Origin of the sequence: Anaerocolumna aminovalerica (assembly GCF_900115365.1) — a bacterium.
GTDB lineage: Bacteria > Bacillota > Clostridia > Lachnospirales > Lachnospiraceae > Anaerocolumna > Anaerocolumna aminovalerica.
In genome coordinates this window covers 1-16,358 of sequence record NZ_FOWD01000044.1, presented here as the reverse complement: position 1 = coordinate 16,358, position 16,358 = coordinate 1, and the positions used below count along the sequence as shown (strand labels likewise).

Below are 16,358 nucleotides of genomic sequence, written 5' to 3'. Positions count from 1 at the left end.
TAAAGAAGGAGAATCGTTAAAGGATTCTCCTTTGTTTTTTGGTATCCTTATAGAAATTACGAATATGACATGCCGTTATACCATATATTCTATAATAGTACAGGAATTGTGCAAAGAGGTATGGATGAAAAAGTTTAAGTCTAGCCATAAAAAAAATAAAGAAAAAAATCATAAAGAATTATATGATTCTATAGATAAAGCCAAAAAACATGAAAAGGCAGAGAGAATTACCTATCTTGAAAGCCTTTCCAATCAGCTGCGCCTGCCTTCGGATATGTTGGCAGGAGCACCAATCATTACGGCTATTGGAAGAAATGAATTGTATATAGAAAATTATAAAGGAATCTTGGAATATAATAGTAATTCTATTCGTATATTAACTAAAATCGGAAGAGTCAACATTGAAGGTAAAAATCTAAATATAGAGTATTTTACTAATGATGAAATGAAAATTATAGGAATGATATTCAGTATTGATTTTGTTACAGGAAAAGATTTGCAACGGCCATAATACTAATCTCTCATTAAAACCTTGCAAAACAATCCTTATAAAAACCCATAAATTCAAGATTTTCATAAGGAATTTTTAGAGGTTTTATAATCGAGATAAGTATAGGAAATTTTGTATTGATATTCGCAGAAAAATGGAGGCTTAAGCATGGTTGTTAAGCTATTTCGCTGGGTTCGAGGTTACCTGCTTATAAGACTAAAAGGGCAATCTCCTGAACGCTTTATTAATTTATGCAGTAACCGGGGCATATTTCTATGGAACCTGCAAAATGTGGATGGGGATTATGAATGTTATATCATGATCAAGGATTATAGAAAATTAAAGCCCATCGCTCGAAAAACAGGTACCATACCATTGATAAAAAGAAGACAAGGATTACCTTTTTTAGTCCAACAATATAAAGGCAGAAAGGGATTTATATTAGGAATCCTTATTTTTTGCTTTATTCTTTATGTGCTTTCCTTATTTATTTGGGACATCAGTATTTTGGGGGGACATTCCTACACCGAAGAAGCTATGATTAAATTTTTAAAGAAAAATGAAGTATTTATGGGAATTCAGAAAAAGAAAGTAGACTGTCAGGAAATTGAGGAACTGATTCGAGGAACCTATCGCGATATAGGATGGGTATCTGCAGAAATCAAAGGAACCAGATTAATTATAAAAATAACGGAAACCAATATGCCGGCTCCGGCTGTAACTGCTACTGAACCGTGCCATATTGTTGCATCAAAAGACGCTATTATTACCCAGATTGTAACAAGAACAGGAACGCCCATGGTAGAAGTTGGTGCTGTTGTGAAAAAGGGAGATATTTTAGTATCTGGTGTTGTAAATATTATTGGAGATAATGACATACTATTAACTAAAAGACCGGTCATTGCAGATGCTGATATTGCAGGAAAGACTTATTATGATTATGAAGATACCTTTCCGCTAAAATACACACAAAGACAGTATACCGGTAAAATGAAATCCGGATATGGTCTAACATTTTTTCTTAAGAAATTTAATATATATAATCCTAGAATTATGTATGGTAAGTATGATATAATTGTAGACGAATCTACGTTACATTTGACAGACAATTTTTATCTTCCATTAAGTTATTCTAAAATTAATTACAGAGAATATGTTGAAGTACCTAAAACCTATACAAAAGAGGAAGCATTGGAACTAGGGAGAAACAGAATGGGAAGATATCTTGAAAATTTAATGAAACAAGATGTTGTTATACTTGAAAATAAAGTTGAACTATCTGTTAAGAATAATTATTGTACTGCAAAGGGTAAAATTATTGTAGAAGAACCAATCAAAGATTACAAAACAATCGACGACAGTGAGTGGAGGATTATAGAAAGCGATGAGTCTACTGGAAATCAAAATTGACATACCTGCAGAACACGAGAAAAATATATTCGGTCAATTCGACGAATATGTAAAAATAATAGAAAAAGCACTAAATGTGACTGTGATTGCAAGAAATGGTGAAGTAAAAGTAATTGGTGAAGGTGATAATGCAAACAAAGCCAAAAATATATTCAGTCAATTAGTGGAACTCTCAAGAAGAGGCAATACCATAACGGAACAAAATGTAAATTATGCATTAGCACTAAGTTTTGAAGATAAAGAAGCTGCTATTGTGGAAATCGATCAGGATCTAATCTGTCACACCATATCCGGAAAACCAATTAAACCAAAAACATTAGGTCAAAAATCATATGTAGATCAAATTCGTAAGAAAATGATTACTTTTGGTGTTGGTCCTGCCGGAACAGGTAAAACTTACCTTGCTATGGCAATGGCTATAACCGCATTTAAGAATGATGAAGTAAGTAAGATCATCTTAACCAGACCTGCCATCGAAGCAGGTGAGAAACTAGGTTTTTTACCAGGAGATCTGCAAAGTAAGGTAGACCCATATTTAAGACCTTTATATGATGCCCTTTATCAGATTATGGGAGCAGAAGGATATTTAAAAAATACAGAAAAAGGCTTAATTGAAGTGGCTCCTCTTGCATATATGCGAGGCAGAACTTTAGATAATGCTTTTATTATATTAGATGAAGCTCAGAATACCACACCTGCCCAGATGAAGATGTTTTTAACACGTATCGGTTTTGGCTCAAAGGTTGTGGTAACTGGTGATTTATCGCAGAAGGACTTACCCTCCGGAACACAATCAGGACTTGACGTGGCAATAAAGGTATTAAGTAAAATTCAAGACATTGGTTTCTCCTTCTTAACCGGTCAGGACGTTGTAAGACATCCTCTGGTACAAAAAATCGTCATGGCTTATGACACTTATGAAACGAGAACAAACAGAGGAATGGCAAAAAATCTTGATAACGGCAAGGTAGAAGGAAAGTCTCTTAAAAACTATAAAATCAGAAGCCCAAAGCCAAGAGATAAGAAAAACAAAGGAAGAAAAATGTAAGGAATCAATCCATTGATAAAGCACGGAGGAACAAATGTGAGAAATATAGTATCAAAAATTGGACTATCCATAAAATCTTTATGGGTTATATTGGGGCTTCTGTCGGCTGTTATGATGGTTGCTTTGGGATATTTGGAAGGGACAACCCCTATTGATATTCTAAAGTTATTTATATTGATATTAGTGTTGCTATCCATTACGGTTTTTTATGTTCATAGTTTTAATCTGAAAATAGATGAACTGCCGTATTTCAAAAATTTTATTATAGCTTGTTATTTTATTTCTTTTCTCATTGCCATGTTAACCAGGAACAATGATGAGGTACACCTCTGGATGGTTGGCGGAATTATTATAGCTGCTTTGTTTGATATGCATTTAGGATTAATATTTACTTATAATTTAATCTTTTTTGCAAGTTTTATCGGAGAAATCAGCATAGATATTATGGTATATTTATTGATCGTAGGAACTTTAATGTGCCTGCTGTCCAACTCTATGAAAAAAGTTAATACTTTGGGAATTACCGTGGTAATCGTTCTTTCGATTCAGATTACATTGCTGTTCATTATGAATAATTTTATGTTATGGGATACCATAAATATAGATGCAGTGTATTCCTTATTATCCAGTATAGGGGTAATTGGAATTACTTATAGTGTCCATTATTTTTATTATAAATGGACAGCAGAAAAGAAGAATAAAGAGGGCTTGGATGAAATTGCTGTTACATTAGAGGTAACAGCCAATGGAGATCTACCAGACAAGGGCTTATTGAATAAGGTTGTTCAATTAACAGACCAGGATGGTAATCACACATTAGAGGAAGTACTGCAATTAGATTTTCCCTTGTTAGAAAGATTAAAGGACTATTCCGATAAATTATACAGACAGTCTATTCAGATTGGCGAAATCTCTGCTGGTGCAGCAAAGTCCATTGATGCTAATGAAGCTATTGCAAAAGCTGGAGGCTATTATCATCAAATAGGAAGATTAGAAGGAAAGAAATACGTTGAGGAGGGAATAAAACTTGCAGAAGCCTATCACCTTCCTCAAGTTATTTCAGACATTATCCGCCAACATAATATGAATTATGAAAAACCTCAATCCCCGGAAGCTGCCATTGTAATGCTAACGTTAAGTATTCTGTCAATGAAAGAGTACATAATCCAATTAGATAACAAAGTTTTTGAAAACTCAGCTTCCGAAAAATCGGTACCAGGTGAAAGAATTTCTTTTGATAAAATTGTTAATAATGTATTTCAAATGCGTTTAACCAAAGGAAGCTTGGATCAATCCGGTTTATCGGTTAAAGAGTATAATATATTAAAAGATTTTTATTTACATATGGAATAAGAAAGGAAAGGCACCATGACCTTAAATTTAGAATACGAAACAGAAATTAAATTACATTTAGATTATGAATCCATTATTACAAAAGTAGTAAATATGGCACTTGATTTAGAAGAGTGTCCATACGAAATTGAATTAAACCTAATCCTGACGGATAATAAGGAAATTAAAGATATCAATAGAGAATACCGGAATATAGATGTTCCTACGGATGTTCTGTCTTTTCCCATGATTGCATATGAATCACCCGGTGATTTTTCTATATTGGAGGACGAAGATAATGATTCATTTAATCCCGAAACCGGAGAATTATTACTGGGGGATATTATTATTTCTGTTGAAAAGGTAATGGAGCAGGCTGCTGAATATGGGCATTCTGAAGAAAGAGAACTTGCATTTTTAACGGCACACAGTATGATGCATTTATTTGGGTATGATCATATGGAGGAAAGGGAAAGAACAGTAATGGAAGAGAAACAAAGACAAGTGCTGGAAGAACTTAAGATTTATAGGTAATAATAAGAAGACAAAGAATTTTTACAGTAATGAACATCAGAATAAACGTATAAGAAAGGAATTTATATTATATGAAAAAACGCATTTTATTATTATTATTAACTATAACGGCTTGTTTCTTAATAGCTTGTAAGAAGAAGGGAACGGAAGATAATAATCAGATAACACCTACTCCTACAGTAACTTTAACGCCTACTCCAACCGAAGAACCAGAAAATCATGATAATGAAGTGAAAAGTAAATTATCAGGTCTATGGATTCCAAAAGAATATGGTGATAAAAGGCCCTATGCCATTATGTTCAATAACCTGAAATTAGCTTCTCCTCAAAGTGGTATATCTGAGGCATCTGTTTTATATGAAGCAATTGTAGAAGGCGGTATCACCAGGTTAATGGGAATATTTGAAGAACAGAATTTAAATGAAGAGAGAATTGGCTCCATACGTAGTGCAAGACATTATTATGTAAACTTTGCAGATGCCTTTGATGCTATATATCTTCATTTTGGTGAAACAACTTATGCTAAGAAAAAAATGAAAAAGTTAGGAATTAACGATTTAGACGGGCTGACCGGTATTGGTGACACAGTATATTATCGTGATAAATCTATTAAAGCGCCTCACAATGCATTTACCAGTAAGGACAAAATTTTAAAAGGTGTTGAAATTAAAGGATATGAAAGAAATTATCAAGATGGATATGAAGGTAATTTTCAATTCTTTGAAAAAGATACGGATCTAAGCGGTGGTATGAATGCAGAGAAAGTAACCATACCATTTTCTAATTATAATTCACCTTATTTTACTTATGACAGTAAAGATAAAGTATATAAACGTTTTCAATTTGATAAGGAGCACACAGACTATAATACGGGTAAACAATTAACTTTTAAAAATATTCTTGTTCAGTTTGTAAAGGAATGGGATATTGATAAAAATGATTATCAAACCATGGATATTGAGGATTCCAGTGGTAAGGGATTTTATATTACTAATGGAAAAGCGGTTGAAATTAGTTGGACCATGAAAGAAGCAAATCGGTCACTAGAGTATTTTGATGCTTCCGGTAAAAAATTAACCATAAATCCCGGTAAAACTTATATAGCGGTGTTTCCAAATGACAGAACCAGCAAAACAGGTGAAGTAGTTATGGAATAATTTATTTTATATAAGATATATAGAAATTCAAAATATAATGAATTAGCATGAAAAAGTTTATCATTCAGACTTAGCTTTCAATAATTAATGAAACATCAATTATTGTACATTTTGATAAAACACTTACAAATATACAAAAGAAATGTAATTTACTATTGGAGGAATCATGGGTAAGAAGAATAATTTTTTGGTACAAGGGAGTATTTTAGCGGTCTCCTCTATATTAGTTCGGTTAATTGGTCTTCTCTACGGTATACCTTTAACCAATATGATAGGAGACGAAGGAATGGGATACTATTCCAATGCTTTCTATATCTATAATATTGCATTAATTATATCCTCTTATAGTTTACCATTAGCAGTATCAAAATTGGTATCACAGAGAAATATTAAAAAAGAATATCGCAACTCCTATAGGGTTTTCTTATGCTCTATGGGGTTTGCGTTAGTAGTGGGAGCCGTTACTTCTCTTGTCATATATTTTGGCTCCGATTTTCTGGCATCTGCTATATATGATGAACCAAGGAGTGCTATGCCCCTTAGAGTATTGGCACCTACTATATTTGTATTTGCAGTATTGGGTGTTTTAAGGGGATTCTTTCAAGGGAAAAATACCATGCTGCCAACTGCAATTTCTCAAATACTTGAGCAGATTGTAAATGCAGCTGTAAGTTTAATAGCAGCTTATTTTTTAATGAAGTCACACAGTGCATCTGATGATATTGCAGCATATGGTGCTGCTGGGGGAACTTTAGGAACTTTTATCGGTGCATGTATAGCCTTATTATTCTTAGCTTTTGTATTTGCTTTGTATAAACCAATTATTGATAAGCAATTGAGGAAAGATAAAACAGGATATTCGGAGGGTTATTCTGAACTATATAGAGCATTATTTATTACTTTAGTACCTGTTATTCTAAGCCAGACAGTTTATCAATTAAGTTCTGTGATTGATAATGCCGTATTTGGACATGTTATGGGAGGTAAGGGGCTGATTGGAGAGGAAAGAAGTGCATTACTTGGAATATATGCCCGTAAATATAATATCTTAATTAATGTACCTGTTGCTATAGCATCTGCTTTAGCGTCTACCATAGTACCAGGAATAGCATCTGCAAAAGTAATGGGAAGCAACTTGGAAATAAAGAATAAAGTTCATTCAGTTATTAAATTCAACATGCTTATTGCCATACCTTCCGCAGTTGGCTTAGGAGTATTGGCCTCTCCAATTCTACAGTTACTATTTCGTGACAATCGCAGCCTGCCTGCTAATTTATTATATATAGGAGCTATAGCAGTGATTTTCTTGTCTTTGTCTACTATCACAAGTGCAGTATTACAAGGGATCAACAAAATGCATATTCCGGTTATTCATTCTGCAATATCACTAGTAGTTCACACAATTTTAATTTATGTCTTAATGCAGGTATTTGATTTAGGCATATATAGCCTTGTTATTGGAACGGTTACTTTTGGTTTGATGGTTTGTATATTAAACTGGATTGCGGTAAAACGGTATTTAAACTATAAACAGGAAGTTATGAAAACTTTTATAATGCCGGGAGCCTGTGCAATTATTATGGGAGTGATTGCTTTTCTAACATATTTTGGGCTACATAGTTTATTAAAGAGTAATTTTATTAGTACAATAGCAGCTATTTTAATTGCTGTATTAATTTATGGTATTCTTATATTAGTCACAAAAACAATTACAGAAGAAGAACTTTACGAAATGCCCATGGGAAGAACGATTATCCGGTATGCAAATAAATTTCATTTGATGTAATTAATTCATACCAATCTTGTATATTATGGGAAAAACTAGTGAATACTTAATGCCAAAGGAGTGATTTTTGTGAAAATCAAGAAGGCATTTGTGTATTTCATTAGTTTTTTTTCTTTGGCAGTTATGTTCTCGGTATGTTACTTTTTAAGCTACCGGAATGCTTTAAAGAAATTTAATGAAAATGCAGTAGAACGAAACAAAGACTTAATACTATCTTTAGAACAAAATGGGTTCCTGCAAATTGATAAAGAAGGAACTTCTACAAATATAGCACAGAATGTTAGCAATGGACAAACGGGTAATAGCACTGCGAATATGAACAATTCTGATGCTGTAAACAATGCAAACAACCTGGATTCGGAAGATAACTCCGTACCAGTTGATACGGTTGATGAAGCCATTATATTACCAAGTACCCAATATATTTTACAAACCTATGATCTTACTACTGGAAATATGGCTGAAGAAGAATTAAAAGTACCAAGTTACTTAGTTGGACTAACCCGTATACAAGTCATTGAGTATCTTCATAATTACATGAACGATTTAACTTTTGACGAGTTTAAAAATGGATTAACTTCTTTTGAACTATTAACTTTCTCAGAAAAAAAGGTTACATTGCGAAAAACATATAATAAGGATTTGGTAGAGAATCAGTTCTTTTTAAAATCTCAAAATGGTAAAATTGTTGTCTATTATGGAGACCAAAAGACAGTGTATGAATATACGGAAGTTACAGTTGAACATTTGACTCAATATGAGCAATTAAAACTGGAGGAAGGTATATTTGTAAAAGATGAAGAAGAATTATATTCTATATTGGAGAATTACTCCAGCTGATTAAAATAGTACTATACTGAGGGGTTTTAAAGGAATGTTGTAATTATTTTTAATTGCAACATTCCTAATTTTATGGATCTAATAATGAAGGGTCTTTTTATTAATATATAATATTCAATAAAACCGTTAATAGCATACCGCCCAGCATCGTAATTAACAAAATTCTTGCAATTATTCTTGGGTTTTTGAAAAATGGAACAGGAGCATTGTCATTATCCCGGTCTTCCGGAATTAATTCTTGAGCTTCAGATATTTCATTTAATAATTGTTCTGCTTTTTCATAGTCGTTTTTATCTACATAGATATCTTCTCCATATACGGAATATCCCATATAAATATTCATATATCCGCCTGAACCTCTGCTCTTTTTATAACAGGTAATATTATTATTGTGGAGTAAATTAATAATAAGTTCAGCATCTATATTATTTACTGCTGATACTAGTTTAACCGGATTCGTTATCATGGGTCTACCTCCAGGTTTATTATTAGAATAATTAGTTTTATTATAGTATAAAACTTAGAAGCTGCAAATAAATTTATTATCTGTTAAGTATATACTTCTCTAAAATACAATTTTTATCAAAATATTTCGAGACAATCAGTTACGTATGCTTTTAGTGTGTTTAGTATGTATATATTAACAAGGAATTCATATAGGCGAAGAAATGACCACTTTATAATTATACTTGAAATAATAAGTGTGTACGGTTAAAATATATTGTAATGAAAAATAGCTTGTTTGAGAGGAGTTCCTCTATGAAAAATGTGATTATTGTTGGCGGTGGTGCATCGGGTTTGACGGCAGGAATTTTTGCCGCAAGACGGGGGCATAAGGTCACTATTTTAGAGCATAAAGATAAAACTGGTAAAAAGATACTGGCTACTGGAAATGGAAAGTGTAATTATACCAACTTAGTTCAGTTACCGGAGTGTTATAGAAGCAATGACAGTACCTTTCCTATGAAAGTGCTATCAGTTTTTGGTGTTCATGAAACTATAGATTTTTTCCGCCAATTAGGCATATATCCGAAAGAGAGAGAGGGGTATGTCTATCCTAATTCTGAACAGGCGGCCTCCGTAGTTCAGGTGTTAGAGATGGAGTTAAGGCAGTTAAAAGTAAATATTTGTTTAGCAGTACATGTTGAGCACATTTATAAGAATAAAAACATATTTACACTTACTACCAATAAAGGTGACTTTACAGCGGATAAGGTGATTTTGGCAGCAGGAGGCTGTGCCTCACCTAATCATGGCTCTGACGGAAGTGGGTATCTGTTAGCAAAAGAATTGGGGCATAAGATTATAAAACCACTGCCGGCACTGGTGCAGTTAAAGTCTAAAGAAAAGTATTTTAAAACTTTGGCAGGTGTTAGAACGGAAGCTTATATTAAGTTATTCGTAAATGATAGATTTACAGCTGAAGAGAAGGGTGAACTGCTTATAGCTAATTATGGAGTGTCAGGTATTCCTATCTTTCAATTAAGCAGATTTGCAGCAAAAGCAATAAGTGAAAATAAGAGGGTTGATCTAAAGGTAGATTTTTTACCATCCCTTAATTGGAAAGATACATTTGAACTAATAACTGAAAGAATAAAAAGTAATCCCAAAAAAACAGCAGAAGAGTCTATGGTGGGACTGTTTAATAATAAATTAACATTTATAATGTTAAAAGAAGTTGGAATTGAACCTGCTTTGTCATGGGAAAAAGTAAATAGGAACAATATAACGGATCTAGTTAATCAGATAAAGGAATGGAAGATTCCTATTTCAGAGACAAATCCTTTTGAGCAGGCACAAGTAAGTGCAGGAGGGGTGGATACTGCTGAGATTTCACCAATTTCTATGGAATCGAAACTGGTGAAGGGACTTTATCTCACCGGTGAACTTGTTGATGTGGATGGTACTTGCGGAGGCTATAATCTTCAATGGGCGTGGTCTACCGGGGCAATTGCAGGAATGAATTTATAATAGACGGGAGAAGTGTGAAGTGATCCAAATTACCCAATTAAAATTAAAGATAGATCATACAAAGGAAGACTTAAAGAAACAGATTGCAAAGCAATTGAAAATACAGGAATCAGATATTATACACTTTTCAATCGTTAAGAAATCCATTGATGCCAGAAAGAAAAATGAATCATCCATTCATAATACTAATTATGTGTATAGTTTGGAAGTGGAAGTAAAGGATGAAGGCAAAATAGTAAAGAAACTTCATAATAGCAACATCACCATAGGTGAAAGGCAAAAGTATAGTTATAGACCCAGCGGAAATGAAAAATTGAAACACAGGCCTGTAATAGCAGGCTTTGGGCCGGCAGGATTATTCTGCGGTTTGATGTTGGCCAGAGAAGGTTATGCTCCGATTATTTTAGAGCGGGGAGATGAAATATCGAATCGTGTGAAGGCGGTAGAACACTTCTGGCAAACCAATGAGTTAGATGAGAATTCTAATGTGCAGTTTGGCGAAGGAGGAGCAGGGACTTTTTCCGACGGTAAATTAAATACACTAGTTAAAGACCAGTTTGGAAGAGGCCGTAAGGTTCTTGAGATTTTTGCAGAACATGGTGCGCCGGAAGAAATTCTCTATCTTAACAAACCCCATATAGGAACAGACAAGTTACAAGGAGTTGTTCAAGGTATTCGAAAGGAAATTATAGCATTAGGTGGAGAAGTGAGATTTCGAACCTGCCTGACGGACTTATTTATAGAAAAGGGAAGGCTGACCGGTGTTGAACTTAATCATAAGGAAGTATTGGAGTGTAATACTTTAGTATTAGCCGTTGGACATAGTGCAAGAGATACCTTTGAATTAATATACAAAAAGGGATTGGATATGATTCAAAAATCATTTGCAGTAGGTGTACGTATTCAGCATCCGCAAAAGTTAATAAGCCACAACCAATATGGTGACTTATATGAAAAATTACCGGCGGCAGACTATAAACTAAGTCATCAGGCAAGCTCTGGAAGAGGGGTTTATTCTTTTTGCATGTGTCCGGGAGGTTTTGTTGTTAATTCTTCTTCTGAACAAGGAGGTCTAGTTGTAAATGGTATGAGCAATCATGCCAGAGACGAAGAAAATGCCAATAGTGCATTGATTGTTACCGTTACTCCGGAGGATTTTCCGAAAGCCAATGATATTCCGGAAGCCCTATCCGGTATAGAATATCAAAGAATACTGGAAAAGGCAGCATATAAAACCGGAAAGGGTGTAATACCTGTTCAACTATTTGGAGACTTGTGCCGGAATCAAGAGAATGATACAATAGGCCATATTAAGCCCATAATAAAGGGGCAGTATACATTTGCAAATCTGAGGGAATGCCTTCCGGATTATATTACAGATACCTTGATTGAAGGAGTTCAGGCATTCGATAAAAAGATACCAGGGTTTGCAGACGAGGAAGCAATACTTGCAGGTGTGGAGTCCAGAACATCTTCACCTATTCGCATTATTCGAAATGAAGAATTTGAATCCAATATATCAGGCATTTATCCATGTGGAGAAGGAGCCGGTTATGCAGGTGGAATTACTTCTGCAGCCATGGACGGTATAAAGGTTTATGAAGCAATTGCTTCACGATATAAAGCAGTATGATTGCTTTAATATAATTGTTTGAATATATATAATTGCTTGAATATAATTACTTGGATGTAATTACTTGTGGTATAGTTACTTGAAATTAATTACTTATGGTATAATTGCTTGAATATAATTACTTGAATATAATTACTTGAATATAATTACTTGAATATATTACTTGAATATAATTGCTTAATATATTACTTGAATATAATTACTTGAATATAATTACTTGAATATAATTGCTTGTGGTATAATTAATTGAAATATAATTAATGAAATTAATGTTGTAATAAAATAACTTAATAAATTGATTTGTTTGCTTATTAACATGAAGAAACCAAAAATGAATCCATTTGAATTTCATTCTTAATCTCTTCATCTATAATTTATTGATATAAAGTGGTACAAGGTTCAAGGTTTGGAAGATTGAAAGAAAATAAAGATATAAGAAAGGCTGCCGCAAAGATTTCTTTCAATCTGTTTATTTGTGGCAGTATCACATCTGAAACAGTTGTGATATACAAAAGGTGTAAAGAATGATAAACAGCCGATTAACTTTAAAAGATAAGAAAAGAATTGTAGTTAAGATAGGTTCCTCTTCATTAACCCATCCGGCTACAGGAAGCATTAATCTGATGAAGATAGAAAAACTGGTCAGAGTATTAACAGATTTAAGAAACCAAGGAAAAGAAGTAATTCTGGTATCCTCCGGTGCTATTGCAGTTGGCAGGGAAACCATAGGATTAAAGGAAAAACCAAAAGCAAAATCAGTAAAACAGGCTTGTGCTGCAGTAGGTCAGGCACGTCTCATGATGGTATATCAGAAATTATTTGCGGAATATAATCAGGTACCTGCTCAGATTCTTATGACAAAGGATACTATGATTAATAATATTAGCAGAAAGAATGCCCGTAATACCTTTGAGGAACTGTTAAAACTAGGTGTAATACCCATTGTAAATGAAAACGATACTGTTTCTACCGATGAAATTGAATTCGGCGATAATGACACCCTCTCCGCAATTGTTACCGCATTGGTTCATGGAGATTTATTGATTTTACTATCGGACATAGATGGGTTATATACTGACGATCCTCATAAGAATAAAAATGCAAAATTCATAGATTTTGTTGAAGTAATTGATAATGGATTAAATGAAATGGCAAAAGATACTGCTACATCTGTTGGAACCGGAGGAATGGCAACAAAAATAGTAGCTGCCAAAATTGCCACCGATTCCGGAGCTGATATGGTCATCGCCAATGGAGAAGATGTTTCAATCATTAATGATGTTATGGAAGGAAATAATGTGGGAACTTTATTTAAAGCCCATAAGAATAAAGATTTTGTATTATTGGATTACATTAAAACAGAACAATACAACAAAGAATAAGGTTATCAGATAAACTAGGGTATTCTAAGTTTATAAATAGGAATTTCATAAGTAAAGCATTAATATAATCATAGACTTAGAATCACGCTAATATAAGGCAAACGATTATATTAGCCTAAAAGAACAGAAAGGTAAAAGGTTAAAAGAACAATATTCTTTTAACCGGAGACTTGTGCTACGCATAAAGGCTCCAGAGTTTGAAAGGAGTAAATTGTATAATGGAAGATTCAAAATTAGCAAGAATTAATGAACTTTATAAAAAATCTCAAAATGAAGGTCTTACAGCAGAAGAAAAGAAAGAGCAGGCTGACTTAAGAAGTGAATATATTAAAGCCGTTCGAAATAATTTAAGAGGTACGTTGAATAATATATCCTTATTAAATCCGGATGGTACCGTTACAGAATTATCAAAGAAAAATAAACAATAAAAAATAAGCAATGGTATAATAAACAACGGAAAAAGCAATAGAATATAACAATTGGAAAATAAGTAAAGGAATAATAAAAAAGCAATAAAAAACAATAATTATCAAAGAAAAATAAACAATAAAAAATAAGCAATAGATAATATAAATAATACTATCAATATTAATTGGCTAAGTGCCGGAATAAGGTTAAAATGAATAAACAAGAATTAAGAGCTCATATAAAAGAAACAAAAATTAAATTATCGAGAACTGCAATTCAGGAGGACAGTAACAGAATAACAGACAAGTTACTGAATAGTTCCTGGTTCAGGGATAGTAATCAGTTGTTTTGCTATGTTTCCTTTAATCAGGAAGTAATTACAAACCATATTATTCTTACGGCGTTAGAACAAAATAAGAAAGTAGCTGTACCAAAGATTGTAGATCATGAAATGAAGTTTTACTATATAAATGCTTTAGAAGAATTAAAGCCCGGTACACTTGGAATACCGGAACCATTTTCCGGAGAGGAAGCAATTCCGTCCCTTGCGGAAGAAAGTCTTTGTATAGTTCCGGGATTGGCTTTTGACAGACAAAGAAACCGTATAGGATATGGAAAAGGTTATTATGATAAGTTTTTTACCAAGTATATAGATAAATCAATCAGAAAAATAGCACTGGCCTTTGATTTTCAGATATATGAGAAGCTTCCGGCGGAGGAATATGATAAAAAGGTGGACTATATAATTACACCAACAAGAATAATAGAATAACTAATATTATTTATTGAAACTACTATTTTGGAATAATAGTGCAAATCATTGAGAGGTATTTTAAGAGAGGAGGATGCATGATGAAGTATTTAGAGGATATCGGCAGCAGAGCAAGAAAGGCAGCAACCGCATTAAATATATTAGGCCAGCTCAGAAAAAATGAAGGTTTAAAATTAGTGTCGGAAGCTCTTATAGAAAACAAGGATTATATTTTACGAGAGAATGAAACAGATATTAATAAAGCAAAAGAAAATGGTATGAAAGAATCTTTGATTGACCGTTTGTCATTAAATACGGAAAGGATAGAAGCTATGTCTAAAGGGCTTCTTGATATTATTGGTTTAGCTGATCCGGTAGGTGAAGTCATTTCCATGAAACAAAGGCCAAATGGCCTTATGATCGGAGAAAAAAGAGTTCCCTTGGGTGTTGTAGGAATTATATATGAGTCAAGACCAAATGTAACTGCGGATGCTTTCGGATTGTGCTTTAAAACAGGTAATGCGGTTATATTAAGAGGTGGAAGCGATGCCATTCATACCAACATAGCCATTGTAACTATTATCCGTAAAGCCTTGAAAGAAGCAGGTATTGCAGAAGATGCCATTCAGCTGATCGAGAATACAGATAGAGAAGTAGCAACAGAAATGATGCGGTTAAATAAATATATTGATGTTTTAATACCAAGGGGCGGCGCCGGATTAATCCGCAGTGTTGTTGAGAATAGTACTGTTCCTGTTATTGAAACAGGAACCGGTAATTGCCATGTTTATGTAGATGAATATGCAGATTTTGATATGGCTTTAAATATCATTGATAATGCTAAAACACAAAGGCTTGGAGTATGTAACGCTTGTGAGTCTTTAGTTGTTCACAGTAAAATCGGGGACAATTTTATTCCATTGGTATATGAGCGACTAAATGCTAAACAAGTTGTTATTCGTGGGGATGAAAGAGCAAAAGGAATTTGTGATAAAATAGAGCCGGCAACAGAAGAAGATTACGGTATGGAATACCTGGATAAAATAATTTCTTTAAAAGTAGTAGATTCCATAGAGGAAGCAATTGAACATATTAATTATTATAGTACAAAGCATTCAGAATCCATCATCACTAACGACTATAACCATGCTATGAAATTCCACAACGAAATAGATGCAGCGGCTGTTTACGTTAATGCTTCCACCCGTTTTACGGACGGCGGAGAATTTGGATTTGGCGCAGAAATTGGAATCAGTACGCAAAAACTCCATGCCAGAGGGCCAATGGGGCTTTTAGCACTTACCACTACTAAATACATTATATTTGGAAATGGACAAATACGGGAATAAGCGGTCTGGTTAAAATACGGCTCCAATATAGCAGAAAAAGTTCAAGGTGTAAGTCTCGGACTTTTTCTGCTGTGAAAGCAAATTTGGCAACAGTAAATGGGTGTATCCCAAAGTTTGTGTAAACCTTCAAACTGATGTAAAATAAAATTACTCAGTTTGGAGGTTTATTTTATGGCGAAAAGAAGAAGGAACGAGTCTCCCGAAAGACAGGCTCTACGTGAAATGGTTAATGGATACCTGAAAGAAAATCCTGTTAAAAATGGAACA

15 protein-coding genes are annotated in these 16,358 nt (G+C 33.6%); 14 read left to right on the top strand and 1 reads right to left on the bottom strand.

Annotation, left to right across the window (positions count from 1 at the left end; translation table 11 throughout):
* The first annotated feature begins 124 nt into the window (after positions 1 to 124).
* The 8 genes from BM183_RS17625 to BM183_RS17590 all read left to right on the top strand — a co-directional run bounded on the left by BM183_RS17625 (position 125) and on the right by BM183_RS17590 (position 8,597).
* Positions 125 to 511: a YabP/YqfC family sporulation protein gene (locus BM183_RS17625; protein WP_091688456.1), complete on the top strand. Its 387-nt coding sequence runs from the start codon at positions 125 to 127 to the stop codon at positions 509 to 511.
* Between the two features lie 147 nt (positions 512 to 658).
* Positions 659 to 1,900 carry a sporulation protein YqfD gene (gene yqfD / locus BM183_RS17620; protein ID WP_091688454.1) on the top strand — a complete coding sequence of 414 codons (1,242 nt, stop codon included), beginning with the start codon at positions 659 to 661 and terminating at the stop codon, positions 1,898 to 1,900.
* On the top strand, positions 1,875 to 2,948 hold the full coding sequence (locus BM183_RS17615; RefSeq protein ID WP_091688452.1) for a PhoH family protein: 1,074 nt from the start codon (positions 1,875 to 1,877) through the stop codon (positions 2,946 to 2,948). Before yqfD ends, BM183_RS17615 begins: the two co-directional genes overlap by 26 nt.
* A gap of 36 nt (positions 2,949 to 2,984) precedes the next feature.
* Complete coding sequence (locus tag BM183_RS17610; RefSeq protein WP_091688450.1) at positions 2,985 to 4,301, top strand: HDIG domain-containing metalloprotein; 1,317 nt, start codon at positions 2,985 to 2,987, stop codon at positions 4,299 to 4,301.
* A gap of 15 nt (positions 4,302 to 4,316) precedes the next feature.
* Complete coding sequence (gene ybeY / locus BM183_RS17605) at positions 4,317 to 4,814, top strand: rRNA maturation RNase YbeY (protein WP_091688448.1); 498 nt, start codon at positions 4,317 to 4,319, stop codon at positions 4,812 to 4,814.
* 71 nt (positions 4,815 to 4,885) lie between these two features.
* Complete coding sequence (locus BM183_RS17600; protein ID WP_091688446.1) at positions 4,886 to 5,971, top strand: DUF3048 domain-containing protein; 1,086 nt, start codon at positions 4,886 to 4,888, stop codon at positions 5,969 to 5,971.
* A gap of 166 nt (positions 5,972 to 6,137) precedes the next feature.
* Positions 6,138 to 7,757, top strand: coding sequence for a putative polysaccharide biosynthesis protein (locus BM183_RS17595; protein ID WP_091688444.1), 1,620 nt, complete (start codon positions 6,138 to 6,140; stop codon positions 7,755 to 7,757).
* 69 nt (positions 7,758 to 7,826) lie between these two features.
* The gene (locus BM183_RS17590; RefSeq protein WP_091688443.1) at positions 7,827 to 8,597 is read left to right on the top strand and encodes a BofC C-terminal domain-containing protein; all 771 of its coding nucleotides are present in this window, start codon (positions 7,827 to 7,829) and stop codon (positions 8,595 to 8,597) included.
* 100 nt (positions 8,598 to 8,697) lie between these two features.
* On the opposite strand, the gene BM183_RS17585 is transcribed toward BM183_RS17590, so the two are convergent.
* On the bottom strand, positions 8,698 to 9,063 hold the full coding sequence (locus BM183_RS17585) for a putative signal transducing protein (protein ID WP_091688441.1): 366 nt from the start codon (positions 9,061 to 9,063) through the stop codon (positions 8,698 to 8,700).
* 293 nt (positions 9,064 to 9,356) lie between these two features.
* Here BM183_RS17585 and BM183_RS17580 point away from each other — a divergent pair, with 293 nt between their 5' ends.
* From BM183_RS17580 to BM183_RS17555, 6 genes are all read left to right on the top strand, one after another.
* On the top strand, positions 9,357 to 10,568 hold the full coding sequence (locus tag BM183_RS17580) for a BaiN/RdsA family NAD(P)/FAD-dependent oxidoreductase (RefSeq protein ID WP_091688439.1): 1,212 nt from the start codon (positions 9,357 to 9,359) through the stop codon (positions 10,566 to 10,568).
* A 19-nt stretch (positions 10,569 to 10,587) separates the two neighbouring features.
* Positions 10,588 to 12,201, top strand: a complete 1,614-nt coding sequence (locus BM183_RS17575; protein WP_091688437.1) for an NAD(P)/FAD-dependent oxidoreductase — start codon at positions 10,588 to 10,590, stop codon at positions 12,199 to 12,201.
* 524 nt (positions 12,202 to 12,725) lie between these two features.
* Complete coding sequence (gene proB, locus BM183_RS17570) at positions 12,726 to 13,583, top strand: glutamate 5-kinase (protein ID WP_170848060.1); 858 nt, start codon at positions 12,726 to 12,728, stop codon at positions 13,581 to 13,583.
* A gap of 218 nt (positions 13,584 to 13,801) precedes the next feature.
* Positions 13,802 to 14,011, top strand: a complete 210-nt coding sequence (locus BM183_RS17565; protein ID WP_091688435.1) for a DUF896 domain-containing protein — start codon at positions 13,802 to 13,804, stop codon at positions 14,009 to 14,011.
* A gap of 191 nt (positions 14,012 to 14,202) precedes the next feature.
* The gene (locus BM183_RS17560; RefSeq protein ID WP_091688433.1) at positions 14,203 to 14,763 is read left to right on the top strand and encodes a 5-formyltetrahydrofolate cyclo-ligase; all 561 of its coding nucleotides are present in this window, start codon (positions 14,203 to 14,205) and stop codon (positions 14,761 to 14,763) included.
* Between the two features lie 80 nt (positions 14,764 to 14,843).
* Positions 14,844 to 16,091 (top strand): glutamate-5-semialdehyde dehydrogenase, encoded by a 1,248-nt coding sequence (locus BM183_RS17555; protein WP_170848061.1) that lies wholly within the window; start codon positions 14,844 to 14,846, stop codon positions 16,089 to 16,091.
* The last annotated feature ends 267 nt before the right edge of the window (positions 16,092 to 16,358 follow it).

Bases quoted from the DNA above. Each gene is read 5' to 3' on its own strand.
- yqfD (WP_091688454.1), top strand. From the start codon at position 659: ATGGTTGTTAAGCTATTTCGCTGGGTTCGAGGTTACCTGCTTATAAGA.
- BM183_RS17625 (WP_091688456.1), top strand. From the start codon at position 125: ATGAAAAAGTTTAAGTCTAGCCATAAAAAAAATAAAGAAAAAAATCAT.
- BM183_RS17580 (WP_091688439.1), top strand. From the start codon at position 9,357: ATGAAAAATGTGATTATTGTTGGCGGTGGTGCATCGGGTTTGACGGCA.
- BM183_RS17615 (WP_091688452.1), top strand. From the start codon at position 1,875: ATGAGTCTACTGGAAATCAAAATTGACATACCTGCAGAACACGAGAAA.
- BM183_RS17560 (WP_091688433.1), top strand. From the start codon at position 14,203: ATGAATAAACAAGAATTAAGAGCTCATATAAAAGAAACAAAAATTAAA.
- BM183_RS17555 (WP_170848061.1), top strand. From the start codon at position 14,844: ATGAAGTATTTAGAGGATATCGGCAGCAGAGCAAGAAAGGCAGCAACC.
- proB (WP_170848060.1), top strand. From the start codon at position 12,726: ATGATAAACAGCCGATTAACTTTAAAAGATAAGAAAAGAATTGTAGTT.
- BM183_RS17600 (WP_091688446.1), top strand. From the start codon at position 4,886: ATGAAAAAACGCATTTTATTATTATTATTAACTATAACGGCTTGTTTC.
- BM183_RS17585 (WP_091688441.1), bottom strand. From the start codon at position 9,063: ATGATAACGAATCCGGTTAAACTAGTATCAGCAGTAAATAATATAGAT.
- BM183_RS17595 (WP_091688444.1), top strand. From the start codon at position 6,138: ATGGGTAAGAAGAATAATTTTTTGGTACAAGGGAGTATTTTAGCGGTC.
- BM183_RS17565 (WP_091688435.1), top strand. From the start codon at position 13,802: ATGGAAGATTCAAAATTAGCAAGAATTAATGAACTTTATAAAAAATCT.
- ybeY (WP_091688448.1), top strand. From the start codon at position 4,317: ATGACCTTAAATTTAGAATACGAAACAGAAATTAAATTACATTTAGAT.